Below are 13,671 nucleotides of genomic sequence, written 5' to 3' on the forward strand. Positions count from 1 at the left end.
ATTCAAGGAACGGCCGCCGCGGCAGGATCTGAGCATCAGGCGCAAGCAGGAAGATCGCAGCAATCTGTTTACGCCGGAAATCGGCGTCAAGGGCGGCCAGCTGGAATTGCCCAAAGGCGCCGTCACGGGCGTGCAGCTCGAGAAGGTACTGCGTGGGCTGGCGCGCGCGCCAGGCTATCGCGATTTCAATGCCCTGCCGATTCCGTACCGCGCAGTGGCCACCGACCTCGTGACAGGCACGCCCGTGGTGTTCACCCAGGGCGAGCTGGCCATGGTCATGCGCGCCAGCATGTCCGTGCCGGGCGTGGTGGCCCCCGTCGACTACGAAGGGAAGCTGCTGGTCGACGGCGGACTGACCAACAACCTTCCCGTGGACGTGGCGCGCGCCATGGGCGCGGATATTGTCATTGCGGTGAACCTCGGCACGCCGCTGATGCGGCGCGACGAACTGGGATCGGTGATCAGCGTGACCGGCCAGATGCTGAATATCCTGACCGAGCAAAACGTACGTGCGTCGCTGGCACAACTCCGGCCAGAGGACATCCTGATCCTGCCGGAGCTCGGGGATTTTTCGGCAGGCGACTTCGATAACCTGGAAAAGACGATCCCGATCGGCGAGGCCGCGGCACGCAAGGTTGCCGACCGGCTGGCCCCACTGGCCTTGCCACAGCAGGAGTATGCCGCACTGCGCCAGCGCCAGCAGGCCGCCGCGCCGCAAGACCGTCGCCCGGTCGACGAGATACGCTTTGCACCGCTGCAGCGCGTCAACCCCGATTTCGCCGCCGGCACCATGGAAACCAAGTCTGGCGAACCGATCCGGCCGGAGCAGCTGGATAAGGACATGAGCCGGCTGTTCGGCACCGGCGACTTCGAGCACGTCAACTATCGCGTGCTCGATGAACCAGGCCAACGGATCCTGTCGGTCGATGCCGTCGAGAAGTCCTATGGCCCCAACTACCTGCGCTTCGGTCTCGGGCTGAGCACCGACTTTCGTGGCGATGCGTTCTTCAACCTGCTGGCCAGCCATCGGCGCACCTGGATCAATTCACTCGGCGCCGAATGGCGCACCGATGCCCAGCTCGGACAGACAACCAACCTGACCAGCGAGTTCTACCAGCCCCTGGACACGCGCCATACCTTCTTCATCGCGCCTCGGGTGGAACTGGAACGCCGCTCGGTTAACGTGTTCCGGGACACGGACCGCATCGCCACCTACGACCTGCGCCGTTTCGACCTGGCACTGGATGTAGGCAGCCAGTTCACGAAATATGGCGAAGCCAGGATCGGCGTGCTTACCGGCAGCGAACACGTCACGCTAAGCACCGGTCCGGCCGCGCTGTCGCCCGGCCAGGAGAACAACAAGCGCGGCGCCATCACCGGCCGGCTGCTGGTGGACCAACTCGACAGCGCGAGCTTCCCGCGTACCGGCTATGCCGGCAGCATGCACGTCTACGCCTCCGAGCCGGGACTCGGCGCCGACCAATCCTATGTCAAGGCGGATGCCGACGGCACCTACGCCTGGTCCTCAGGCCGGCACACCTTGAATTTCGGATTCAAGGCCGGCAGCAATATCGGTGGCAACCCGCTGCCACGCTACGACTTGTTCCAGTGGGGCGGTTTCCTGAAGCAATCGGGATACAGCACCGGGGAGTTGCTGGGTGGCAACCYCCAGTATCTCCGGGCGGTCTATTACAACAAGCTGGCCAGGCAATCGCTGCTGGAAGGCGTGTATGGCGGCTTTTCGCTGGAGGCCGGCCGCATGGGCGCGCCGCTGGTGCAGGGAAGTCCTACCGGCGTGCTCAAGTCCGGCTCGCTGTTCGTCGCCATCGATTCGCCGATCGGGCCACTCTACCTTGCCTATGGCCGCGCCGCTGGCGGCCACTATGCCTACTACCTGTTCCTTGGCAAGCCTTAGCCCTGCAATCCCGCGCGACAGCTCGGGCAAGGCCGCCCGCCCTGGCTCCTGAGCGGGAACCAGGGCCGGCCGCCTTGCGAATCGCGGGCTAAATGTCCAGCTTCCCGATCTTCGTCCCTGAGAGCGACAGGTTCGCCATCAGGCCAGCGTTGGTCACTACGAAGCCGATGATCGGCGCGCGGGCGGTATTGGTATCGATTTTGCCGTTGGCGCCAATCGTCGCCAGCGCCACGGACCCATCGACACCCGCGGTCCAGCCGTTGCTGGCACGGAACGACGCCAGCGAGTCCGGGGTCATGAACATCAGGATGAGYGCCTTGGACTGTGCCCCCGCCAGCCAGCCGAATGACGCGGTCGTGGTCCTGTAGTAGCCCACCGACCCCCCTGCCACGCGTAACGCGCCCTCGCCATACTCGGCGCCGACGATAAAGCCCGCGGCAATCACGCTCGGAAATACCAGGATGCCCTCCGCCTTGGCGGAAAGTTCCCTGGATCCGTCCGCCGTGGCAAAGAGCTTGTTCAGCGCCCCATCGACGCTGGCGTCGATCTCCCGCCGCTTGCTCGCAGTGTCCGTGGCAGAGCCTGACGTGGTGGAACACGCCGTAACGGAGGCGGCTAGCGCAACGGCGGTCAGGGAACAAAAAGTACGACGTTTCATTTTTTTCCTCCTTGGGGGACTGTGGCCACAGGCACTCGGTAAGTCGCAACGCACTGATACAACCCTGCAGTTAAAGGTTAGGGCAGCCGGTGTGCTTCGCTTTGCGCTAGATCAGCATCCTGAAGGACGTGCTGGCTACCAAGGCGGTCGCCACGTTCCCGGCGGCATAGCCGCCCTCCCCGACAAGGCGTCGTCAGGGCCTTAAAAAAACCACCTCCGCGCACCGGCGGCCTATTGCTCCTCCCCCTCGTGTGAGCCGCCGCGCGGAGAAAAGCCAAAGCCGGGCAGTCGCCGCAGGTGCAAAACCAGCCCGACGGCAACCGCGACGGCATAGGCAATGAGCCCATTCCCCGCGAGCCATTGATCCGCCAGCAGGTAGTTGGCACAGAGTCGGCTCCGGGTGTCATGGAACAGCATGCCCACCGTGGCCAGCATCCATACAAGATTGCCGGCGAAAAACAACAGCACTGCCGCTGGCGCCCGCCTCAGCCCGTGCTGTAGCGCGGCTCCGGCGAAAAGCAGCGATATGTACTTGGCTGCGTTGACGCCTGCATCGAGCCGCGCCAGGTCCAGCGCCAGCGGCACCATCCAGAACATCAGGCAGAGCGAGAAGCACAGCAACGGCGCCAGGCCCATGCGCATCAGGGCTTCGACTGCGCGAATACCGTCATGCCGGCGAGCGGCGAGGACGGAAGCGACGAAGCCCAATGCCAGGAGAACGGGAAACTCCGCCAGCATCTGCAGTGCCATGCTGGCTTCGATGGCCTGGCGGACCGGCGCCAGCAACAGAACACCGGGCAGGCAGAGCAGGCACCACAACGCCCACTCGCGTCGCGGGCGCGGCGCGGGCAGGGCCGCGACACCGGCAGCCGGCTTCATCGCGCCGCCTGCCGCGCCGCGACCAGCGCCTGGTCGAACGACTGGTAGTCGTACAGGCCGAGCACCACGCCGCGCCCGTCAATCAGATGGATTTCGGCGTTGTGGATATATCCGCCCAGTCCGTCCGGTATCACCACCACATCGAGCGAGCGCAACAGGGCCGCTTGCGCGGCAGGCGCCACGGGCGCGCCGATCCGCCAGATGCCGGGGTCGGCGCGTTGCTGCGCGCCATAGGCAGCCAGGCGCCGCGTCTCATCATGGGCGGGGTCGATGGAGATGGACAAAAGCCCGACCCGGTCTGCCAGCCCCTGTGCCTKAATATCCTGCTGAAGCCGGAAGAATGCCGGCCCGAGCGCGGCGCACACGGTGGCACAGCGGGTATAGATGAAATCCACCAGGTACACCTGGCCGGAGCGGGATGCCGGCGTCCAGGGCGTGAACCGGTCGCCACGCGCGTCGCGCATCGCCAGCGGCGGCGCCACCAGTTTTCCCGCCATGGCCATGGCGCTGCGCCGGTCATCCAGCGTCCACACCCGCATGCCCCACGTGAGCCAGGCGAGCGCCGCCGCGAAGCCAAGGCACAACGCCAGGCAACCCAGGCCCGCGGCCCACAGGCTGGGCGGGCGGCGCGAAGTTCGAGAGTCCGTGGCCATCACTGCCTTGACTACCTTCCCTGTCACTACTTCAGCGGAGCGAGTTCCTTGTCGCCATCGAAGGGGGCCGCCCTGTCCTTGGTGGCGATGCGAACCTGGGCGACCAGGTCCGCCGTCACAGAGGGCGCGGCGTTGCCCCATTGGCTTCTTGCGTAGCTCAGCACGGCGGCGATTTCYGCGTCGCTGAGCTGCGTGCCGAAGGGCGGCATGGCGCCGTTGAACGCGCTGCCCTTGACCGTCAATTGCCCGGTGATGCCATGCAGCACGATCGCCACCGCGGTCTCGGCCTTGCCCTGCACCCACTCGGAAGCGGCCAGCGGCGGGAACACCCCGGGCAGGCCCTGGCCGGTAGCCTGATGGCAGGCGGCGCAGCGCGAAGCAAACACTGCAGCGCCGTCCGCCGCGCCGCCGCTGGCCGCCTTCTGGCCTTGCAGCGCGCCGACGGTGCGGCCGTCGCCGAGCTCGGAGGGGATATTGATCGGTGCCCTGGAGATGTAGTAGATGCCCCACAGGATCAGCGCCGCCACCAGCACCACGATGCTGCGCGGAATCGGCGTCTGCCCTTCGCCGGGGTCGGCGTACTCCCGCTGCTCCTGCGGCGAGGGCTGGGAGGGTGGCTGGTTGTCTGGCATGGCATCGGGTTCCGTCAAGCGGCGCGTGAAACGGCTATTTGCCTGCCTTGGAGGCCGCATCGTCCGGCGCGGGCAAGGCAGCATACGTGTGGTCGAGCGCCTTCAGGTAGGCAACCAGGTCGAGCGCCTCGGGCGTTGCCACCACCACCTTGCCAACCGGTGCGGCCCCCGCCGGCAGCGTCACCACGTGTTCGCCCGGATCGGCAGCTGCCTTGACATCGAACAGGTAGGGATAGCTCGGCATGATGCTCTGCGCAACGTAGGCGCGCGGCTGGTAGAGGTGCCCGAGATGCCAGTCCGCGCTGGGCTGGCGCGCGCCGATATTGAACAGGTCGGGCCCGGTGCGCATCGTGCCAAGCAAGTGCGGGTGATCGTAGTAATAGTCCGCCGCCACCGATGCCCTGCCCCACCCGCGCTTCACGTCGGGCGCGAACGACGGATCCCGCGGCTGCTGCGAATGGCAGTAGACGCAGCCATTGCCGATATAGACCTGCCGGCCCCGAAGTTCCGCCGACGTATAAGGTTTCAGGCCGGGAGCAGGCTTGACGTACTGCAGTTGCAGGTACGGCACCACCACCAGCGCGCTGGTGGCCACCGCCAGCATGACCATGCCGGCACCGATCATCAGGGTGACGTTCCTCATGAACTGGCTCCTGTCTTGTTCAGGTCGGCAAGCGGGAACATGGCGGGCTTGTCTCGGTTCGGCCCCAACCCCAGGATGACACAGACGAAGTTGGCGATAAAACAGAGGTGCCCCAGCACCATCAGGCCGCCCCCCAGCGAGCGGGCCTGCAGGTAAGGCACCGTCAGCGTGACCGAATCCATGAACGGCCGCGAGGCATCCAGCATGGCCAGCCCCTGCAGGGTGCCTGCGATGGTCAGGGCGATGAAGTAAATCGCGATACCAACTGCGGCGCACCAGAAATGCGCCGCGATCAGGCTCGGGTACGGCCACTCTCGCTGCGTGACACGCGGCACGATGAAATAGATCGAGCCAAAGAATACGAAGCTCACGAACGCGTAGAGCCCCAGGTGGGCATGGGCAACCGTGTAGTGCGTGAAATGCGTGATGACGTTGATGCTGCGCAGGGCTTCGAAGGAGCCCTGGAACGAACTCAGCGTGTACATCATGCCGCCGAGGGTCACGAAGCGCAGCGTGGGCGAATACAGCAGCGCCTTGAAGTGGCCGCGCATGGTCTGGTGCAGGTTCACAGAGAACGCCACGACCGGGATCAGCATCATCATGCTCTGCACGATGGACAGCGTGACCATCCAGCCGGGAACCGGGCCGCCCACCAGATGGTGGCCGCCGACCTGCCCATAGAAGAACGCCAGCGTCCAGAAACCGAGCAGCGACAGGCCGTACGACTGGATCGGCCGGCCAATGATCTTGGGGAGGAAATAATAGATCGATGCCAGGGCAAGCGGCGTATAGAACAAGCCCAGCACGCTGTGCCCGAACCACCAGTTCATGGTTGCCTGCTCGACGCCGAAATGCATGTAGGGCACCTTGGCCACCAGGTACAGGACCGGGAACCAGAACAGCGCGCATCCCATGTACCAGACCGAGACATACAAATGGCTGACGCGGCTGGCCAACAACGTGAGTACCAGCGGCATGCCGATCAAGGCGCCGCCCACGGCGAACACGATGCCGATCTGCCAGGGGATCTCCAGCCATTCGAGGCCGTCGGACAGACCGACGGCAATGCTGCCCAGGCCGGCAACCACGCCGGCGTTCCACATCATGGCGCCCAGCAGCGCGTAGTTGGCGCCAACCAGGCGGGTCCTCAGCACGCGCGGCAAGACAAAGAGCGCAATGCCCAGCCCGGCCATCGGCGCCCAGCCATACGCCACGGCATTCAGGTGGACGGTGCGGATGCGCCCGAAGGACAGCCAGGCCTGCGAGGCGAGCGCATCCGGCAGGTGCAGCTTGAGCGAAGCCGTCAGCCCGGCCAGCGACGCCACCAGCAGCCAGGCCATGGCGCAACACAGGAAAACGAAGACCACCATGGAAGACGAGCGATCCGCTTCCGCCCTGGCCGTCAGTTCCGCGGCCAGCGTCGGAGACGGCGCCGGCAACCCGGTGCGGGTTGCGACCTCCTGCAATGCCGTGCGCTGCTGCCCGGTGACCGAGGGCTCCTCCGCCCTGCCGATTTCCCCGGGCGCGAAAATCACCGCTGCCGCGCTCGGGGAACCGTCAAGCAAGCCGTACCGTACGCTCAGGATAAACACGAGCAGGCCGACCACGGAAAGGATAAAAGCCGAGAGGAGTATGGAGACCGTGCTCATGAAACCCTCCCGGGGCTTTGGCATCATGTGGTGGCCGGCGCGCCGCCCGGCTCGATCTTCCGCTGGCGTCGCGCCCCGCCCGATACAGGCTCATCAAGTCACTTATTCGCAACTTCATGATATGCGCCCATGGTGCGCAGCTTCAGCGCACGGACCGGGCCTTTGGCATGAACGCGACCGCGCCAGGAACGGGAACCAGCGCATGGAAATGCATGCAATGTAGACCATCGAAGACCGCTTGCCAAATTTGCCGGCCGGCCGCGCAGACAGGGCCAGTCCCGGAGCAAATTCTTCCATTGGCTATGCGGATCGTGCAAAATGGGCAGCCGGAGTCGGCGCATAAAGGCGATCTGCACAACGTGTCGACGCCTGCCGGCAGACACACGCAGCGCTGAATAATGGGAGACTCCATGAGAGTGATCGGTGTTGCTGCCGTTGTCGCCCCCGCGCTTGGGGGATGTGCAAGATCGCCCTCCCTCAGCGTGCTCGGCGCGTATTTTCCCGACTGGATGTTCTGCATCATCGCTGGCGTTGCGCTTGCCATCGCCTGTTACCTGCTGCTGGAGCGCAGCCGGTCCGGATACTGGCTCGGCCCTCCGGCCCTGGCCTATCCAACACTCGTCACCCTGTTTTCCCTCGTTGCCTGGCTGATCCTGTTCCAACCTTGACCCGCCCGGGCGCATGAACATGACGACAACGAACAACAAGAAGGCGTGGCCGGCCCTCGTACTGGTCCTGATCACGCTGGCGCTGCTGATTCTGGTGATCTGGATGCTGGACCGCTCGCCGCGCACCGACGATGCCTATGTCTACGCCGACGCGATCGACGTGGTGCCGGAAGTCAACGGGCGCATCGTCCAGCTCGCCGTGCGCGACAACCAGGCGGTGAAACAAGGCGACCTGCTGCTACAGATCGATCCACGCCCCTACCAGGATGCGCTGACCCGGGCCAAGGCTTCGCTGGCCGCGCTTGACCAGCAGATMATGCTGACGCAGCGCACGGTCAATGCACAGCAGTACAATGCGCAATCCGTACGGGCGGCGGTCGAACGCGCCCGGGCAGCGGCCACCCAGGCAACCGATACCCTGCGCCGCACCGAGCCGCTTTTGCCGCAAGGCTATGTGTCGGCGGAAGACGTCGACCGCGCCCGCACCGCGCAGCGCGCCACCCAGGCCGAGCTCAATGCGGTGCAACTGCAGGCGCAGCAGGCGGCGGCGGCGGTCAGCGGCGTGGACGCGCTGGTTGCGCAACGCGCGGTGGTCCTGGCGGAAATCTCGCTGGCCGAATTGCATCTGGAATTTGCCACCGTGCGGGCACCATTCGACGGCCGGGTGGCGGCGCTGAAGACATCGACCGGCCAGTTCGCTTCCGCGCTCAAGCCGGTGTTCACGCTGATCGATACGCGCCACTGGTACGTGGTGGCGAACTTCCGGGAAACGGAGCTGAAAGGCATGCGGGCCGGCACGCCGGCCACCGTCTACCTGATGAGCGACACCGGCCAGCATTTTCGCGGCACAGTCGATTCGATCAGCTATGGCGTGGCGCCGGACGAAGGCGGCCTGGCCCTGCCCGGCGGGCTGCCGCGCATCCAGCGCAGCCTTAACTGGGTGCACGTGGCCCAGCGCTTCCCGGTCAAGATCCGCGTCGAAAATCCCAATCCGGATCTGTTCCGGGTCGGCACTTCAGCGGTGGCCATCCTGCACCCCGAGGCAGGCAACCCCGACGGGCGTCGCTGAGGCACCGCCATGAGCCCGGGCACGCTCGTACCGGACAGCCTGCTGCAGGCGGCGGCGTTCCTGCGCGCCCAGCTCGCGCCGTATCCGGGACGCGTCAACATCTTGCTGCGCTGCATGCTGACCAGCGCCATTGTCATCGTCGTCTCGATGGCGCTCCAGGTGCCCTCGCTCGCGCTCTCGCTGCTCGTCGTGTTCTACGTCACGCAAGCGAACGTGGTGGTCACCCGGCTGGTGGGTGTGATGTTCATCGCAGGATCCACACTCGCCATCGGCGTTTCGATACTGCTGCTCAAGCTGACCTTCGACTTTCCCTTGCTGCGCATCGTGGTCGCCAGCCTGCTGTTCTTCGCCAGCGTGTACCTCATGCGCGTGCTGAAGATCGGCATCGTTTTCTTCATCGTCGCGATCGTGGTGATCTACGTGCAGACCTTCGTCGACCGCACCGGCGAGGCAGAATTGCTGATCCGCGCCGTGCTGTGGGTGTGGGTCGCCGTGAACTATCCGATCGCGCTGACGCTGCTGATCAATACGCTGTTGCTGCCCGCGGAGCCGCAGCGGCAATTGAAGGCGGAAGTCCACCGGCAACTGGGTGCTGTCGACGCGCATCTGGTGCGGCTGACCGACGGCACGCCAATGGCGGAACCAATCACGCCAATGGCGATTCAGCAAGGTGCATTGACGCTGCAGAAACTGCTCAAGTTCGCCACCATGCGCGATGCGCACTATCGGCAAGACAAGGCGCATCAGTTAGCCTGCATCGCTACCGTGTCGCGGCTGTATCGTGCAGCGGGCGAACTGCCGGACGATCTGCCGAACGCTTCGGCGGCGCAGCTCGGAGCGCTGCGGCAGCTACGCGCCGACTGCCAGGCGCTGGACGCATCGGTCATCGCGGACCAGCCATACCGGCCCGCCCCACTTGCCACGCCCGGCCAAGGCGGGGCCGCGCCGCTGCCCGCCGCCGCGCAAGAAATGCAGCGGGCGCTGGTGGCGTTCGCCGATGCGGACACGGCCGCCGGCGCGCCCGGCAAGGCGCCGGAAGAGCCGCCGATGGTGGTGCCGGACGCCCTGACCAATCCGGCGTACGTACGGTTCGCRCTCAAGACCCTGCTCGCCGTGCTGATCTGCTACGTCTTCTACACCGCGGCCGACTGGCAAGGCATCCACACCATCATGCTGACCTGCGTAATCATTGCCCTGCCCAGCCTTGGCGCGTCGATGCAGCGCGCGCTGCTGCGCGTCGGTGGCGCACTGGGCGGCAGCGCGCTGGCCTTGTTCATGGTGGTGTTCGTCATCCCCCATCTCGACAGCATCGCCGGCCTGCTGCTGATGACGCTGCCGGTGGTCGCGCTCGCCGCATGGATCGCGGCCGGATCGGAGCGCATCGGCTACGCCGGGACCCAGATCCTCTTCACCTTTTCGCTTGCACTGCTTGAGCAGTTCGGCCCCACCACGAATCTCACGGAAATCCGGGACCGCGTGGTCGGCATCCTGCTCGGGGTTGGCATTTCCACCTTTATCCAGATGTCGCTGTGGCCGGAGGCGGAAGGGGAAGCCCTGCGGCAAAAGCTCGCCACCATGCTGCATTCGGTTGGCAAGCTGCTGGCGCAGGCAGCAACCGGCACCGCAACGCCTCCCGGGCACCTGGCCTACGCGCAGCTACAGCTGCAGACCTGGGCCGTGCTGTCCGATTGCGAGGATACGCTGGCGCGCGTTGCGCTCGAGCCGGGCTGGCAGGAAGGAGAGCAGGCGCCGCTCACGCTGCGCGCCCAGGAAGTCCTGGCGCAGGGGCGTGAGATCATGCTGGCCGGCAATGCACTTCATAATGCACTGGAGGCCACCGATGGCCACCTGGGCAGTACGGCCTACGACGCGGCGCGCGCCTTTCAGGCGCAAACCGCCGCGCGGCTCGGCCACTATGCGGACGCGCTGGTTGCCAACCCACCCTCCGCCAGTACACCGCCGCCCGTCGAGATCCCGGCGCTTGGCGACGCAACCCTTGCGGCGCCTGTCGTCGCGGCCATGCGGCACCTGGTGCGCCAGCTCTGCGTCCTTCCGGACTGGCAGGCTGCGGCGGCGCAGTCCCCGGCGATGCGTCGCGAGTCCCATGATGCCGGCTGAACGCAAGCCACCCCGCGCCTGGCCGCGCCGCCCCGCAGCTTGGCTGGCCGCCGCGCTCCTGTATGCGCTGGGCGGCTGCGCCCTGATCCACGAAAACGGGGTTCCCTCACCGGAAATTCCCCTTGAGCAGATCCGTCTGGCGGACGACACGCACCTGGCCCGCGATGGCTGGCCCGAAACGCGCTGGTGGACGCGCTACGGCGACACGCAGCTCGACGCGCTGATCGAACGGGCCCTGGCGGACGCCCCCACCATGGTGGTGGCACGCAGGCGCGTGGCCCAGGCCAGAACCGACGTCGAACTGGTCAAGTCCGGTTCGCGCCTGCAGGCCGTGGCGTTCGGGGCGATCGATCGCGAGCACGTTTCGGCGAACGGCTTCCTAGGGCCGTTCGCGATGAACGTGCCGGCCCTGGGGCTCGACGGTCCCTGGTACACCGAGGGCATCGTCGGCGTGGGTGCCAGCCTGAACATCGATCTCTGGGGCTTGCACCGGGCGCAGGTGGCGGCTTCGATGGGCGTCAACAATGCCCGCCTGGCCGAAGCGTATGCGGTGGAGCTTGAACTGTCGGCCGATGTGGCGCAGTTGTACTACGGCATCCAGACCAGCCACCAGTTGATCGAACTGCTGGAACAATCGCGGCAGGTCGCCGCCTTCTCGGTGCAGACACACCAGGCACGTGCCGCGCGCGGCCTGGAATCGCGCACATTCGTCGAGCAAGCGCAAGCGCAGCAACTGGCCCTGGAACGGCAGCTTGTCGCGGCGCGGGGCACGGTCAGGCAATTGCGCGAATCGTTGCGGGCCCTGATCGGCGCGGGACCGGATGACTTGCCGGAGATCCGCCCGGTTCCCCTGCCCCAGTCCACGTCCGGCGTACCGGCCACGCTGTCGTATGAACTGCTGGCGCGGCGCCCCGACCTGCAGGCCCTGCGCTGGTACGTGCAAGCGTCGTTCGACCGGATCGACGCGGCCAGGGCGGCGTTCTATCCGAGCTTCGACATCCGCGCCTTCTTCGGCTTCAATGCCCTGCACCTGGCGGATCTGTTCACCCACGCCAGCCAGCAGATCAACCTGATTCCCGGCCTGTACCTGCCGATCTTCGACGGCGGGCGGCTCAACGCAAACCTGGGCGGCACGCGCACGGCGAGCAACACGCTCATCGCACAATACAACCAGGCGGTGCTCAATGCGGTGCGGGATATCGCCATCACCGGCACCCGCCTGCAGGACCTCGACACCGAAGCGGAGCTGCAGCGGCGGAAGGTCCAGTCGGTTTCCTTCGTCCGGGACAGCGCCGAGGCCCGCTACCAGCGCGGACTCGGCAGCCGGTTCCTGGCCATGGAGGCGCGCCAGCCGCTGATTGCCGAGCAGATTGCGCTGCTCAACGTCAACGGCCAGAAGATCAGCCAGGAGATTGCCCTGGCCAAGGCACTTGGCGGCGGCTACCTCGCCGATGCGCCGGTTGAACTCAGGCCGCGCTGAGCGATGGCCGGCGCCTGCGCATTGCGATGTGAACGCGTTGGCGTCCCGCCAGCATGGCTTTGATCCCGGCCACCTGGAAAGATTGGCGCAAATGGCACATGCGCCACTTCAATGCAGAGCGCCGATGCGCGTTGCACGCCATATATCCTCTCGCGACGCCGCGGTTTCGGGAATTGCCGCTTGCCTCATTGCCTGAGACGCCGCACTGTCCTAAAACTTCAAATAGCGATCTGGCGGGCGCAGGACGAGCGATCGGCCGCCTGGCAGAAGTGCTTCCGCATGGAAACGCGTTGAGGAGAGGCATCATGTGTCGGTGGCTGGCGTACTCGGGCAATCCGATCCAACTCGAGACCGTGCTGTTCCGGGCCGAGCATTCCTTGATCGACCAGAGCCTGCGCTCACGGCTCGGGCACACCACGACTAACGGGGACGGGTTCGGGATGGGCTGGTATGGCCACCACTCGGAAGTTCCGTTCCGCTATCGCTGCGTGCATCCCGCGTGGAATGACACAAACCTGCGCGAGGCGGCCCGCGCTATCCGGGCCTCGTTGTTTGTTGCGCATATCCGTGCGGCGACCGACACGCCGGCGCAGGAAACCAACTGCCACCCCTTTCGCTATGGTCGCTGGCTGTTTGCCCACAATGGACTGATACGGGACTATCCGACGGTCAGGCGGGAGCTGATGATGGCCATTGCGCCTGAGTTGTTCCGCTGGATCGAAGGTTCCACCGACTCGGAAGTCATGTTCTTTCTCGCCCTCACGTTCGGGCTTGAACGCGATCCGCGCGCGGCGCTGGAACAGATGGTGGGCCTGATCGAGAACGTTGGCCACCGCCATGGCGTCGAGTACCCGCTGAACATGACGGTCTGTGCGAGCGACGGAGAACAGATCGTCGCAGCGCGCTACTCCAGCGAAGCGGATTCGCGCTCGCTCTTCCACAGTACATGCGTTCGTCATTTACGCGAACTCTATCCTGAGAATTCGCACATTGCCGAAGCGGGCGACGATGCCATCCTGGTGCTTTCGGAACCCGTGGTCGACCTCGCTGGCGCATGGGAGGAGATCCCGGAGGGTACGGCCATTCTTGCCAGAGGCGGCGTCGTCGAACGTGAACGTTTCATCCCCCGCATGCCCGAGTGCTGACGCACGGCAGCGCAGCGTGTGATTTCAAGGACGACGGCCGTGGATGCGCGGTAGCGGCAAGGCAGCCCGGGGCTATTCGCGGTGCATTTTGGGAGCCTGCTCACGCTTCAAGCCGTCCGCCGGTTTGCCTTGCCATGGTTTGCTCCATGGGTGCACTGCGTC

The 13,671-nt window shown here is 65.7% G+C and carries 12 protein-coding genes; 6 read left to right on the forward strand and 6 right to left on the reverse strand.

Annotated features, from left to right (window positions below):
• Positions 1-1,915: patatin-like phospholipase family protein (locus AC1DKD_RS07615; protein ID WP_477143155.1), on the forward strand; the 1,915-nt coding region annotated here is incomplete at its 5' end.
• A gap of 88 nt (positions 1,916-2,003) precedes the next feature.
• On the opposite strand, the gene AC1DKD_RS07620 is transcribed toward AC1DKD_RS07615, so the two are convergent.
• From AC1DKD_RS07620 to AC1DKD_RS07645, 6 genes are all read right to left on the reverse strand, one after another.
• On the reverse strand, positions 2,004-2,573 hold the full coding sequence (locus tag AC1DKD_RS07620) for a BPSL1445 family SYLF domain-containing lipoprotein (protein ID WP_441627385.1): 570 nt from the start codon (positions 2,571-2,573) through the stop codon (positions 2,004-2,006).
• Positions 2,574-2,804: 231 nt separating this feature from the next.
• Positions 2,805-3,452: a hypothetical protein gene (locus tag AC1DKD_RS07625; RefSeq protein ID WP_477111050.1), complete on the reverse strand. Its 648-nt coding sequence runs from the start codon at positions 3,450-3,452 to the stop codon at positions 2,805-2,807.
• The gene (locus AC1DKD_RS07630) at positions 3,449-4,105 is read right to left on the reverse strand and encodes an SCO family protein (protein ID WP_477143156.1); all 657 of its coding nucleotides are present in this window, start codon (positions 4,103-4,105) and stop codon (positions 3,449-3,451) included. Before AC1DKD_RS07630 ends, AC1DKD_RS07625 begins: the two co-directional genes overlap by 4 nt.
• Positions 4,106-4,131: 26 nt before the next feature.
• Positions 4,132-4,737 (reverse strand): c-type cytochrome, encoded by a 606-nt coding sequence (locus AC1DKD_RS07635; RefSeq protein WP_441627391.1) that lies wholly within the window; start codon positions 4,735-4,737, stop codon positions 4,132-4,134.
• A gap of 34 nt (positions 4,738-4,771) precedes the next feature.
• The gene (locus AC1DKD_RS07640; RefSeq protein WP_477111051.1) at positions 4,772-5,380 is read right to left on the reverse strand and encodes a cbb3-type cytochrome c oxidase subunit II; all 609 of its coding nucleotides are present in this window, start codon (positions 5,378-5,380) and stop codon (positions 4,772-4,774) included.
• Positions 5,377-7,029, reverse strand: a complete 1,653-nt coding sequence (locus AC1DKD_RS07645; RefSeq protein ID WP_477111052.1) for a cbb3-type cytochrome c oxidase subunit I — start codon at positions 7,027-7,029, stop codon at positions 5,377-5,379. The genes AC1DKD_RS07640 and AC1DKD_RS07645 overlap by 4 nt, the downstream gene beginning before the upstream one ends.
• A 410-nt stretch (positions 7,030-7,439) precedes the next feature.
• On the opposite strand from AC1DKD_RS07645, the gene AC1DKD_RS07650 reads away from it, so the two are divergent.
• The 5 genes from AC1DKD_RS07650 (at position 7,440) to AC1DKD_RS07670 (ending at position 13,509) form a co-directional block, all read left to right on the forward strand.
• Positions 7,440-7,697, forward strand: a complete 258-nt coding sequence (locus AC1DKD_RS07650) for a YtcA family lipoprotein (protein ID WP_045239049.1) — start codon at positions 7,440-7,442, stop codon at positions 7,695-7,697.
• A 19-nt stretch (positions 7,698-7,716) separates the two neighbouring features.
• On the forward strand, positions 7,717-8,766 hold the full coding sequence (gene mdtN / locus AC1DKD_RS07655) for a multidrug transporter subunit MdtN (protein ID WP_441627397.1): 1,050 nt from the start codon (positions 7,717-7,719) through the stop codon (positions 8,764-8,766).
• A 9-nt stretch (positions 8,767-8,775) separates the two neighbouring features.
• Positions 8,776-10,884 (forward strand): FUSC family protein, encoded by a 2,109-nt coding sequence (locus tag AC1DKD_RS07660; RefSeq protein ID WP_477111053.1) that lies wholly within the window; start codon positions 8,776-8,778, stop codon positions 10,882-10,884.
• Positions 10,871-12,364: an MdtP family multidrug efflux transporter outer membrane subunit gene (locus tag AC1DKD_RS07665; protein WP_477111054.1), complete on the forward strand. Its 1,494-nt coding sequence runs from the start codon at positions 10,871-10,873 to the stop codon at positions 12,362-12,364. Before AC1DKD_RS07660 ends, AC1DKD_RS07665 begins: the two co-directional genes overlap by 14 nt.
• Positions 12,365-12,669: 305 nt before the next feature.
• Entirely contained in the window at positions 12,670-13,509 is an 840-nt protein-coding gene (locus tag AC1DKD_RS07670; RefSeq protein WP_441627403.1) for a class II glutamine amidotransferase, read from the forward strand.
• The last annotated feature ends 162 nt before the right edge of the window (positions 13,510-13,671 follow it).

The organism is Cupriavidus sp. 05T313 (assembly GCF_056396665.1).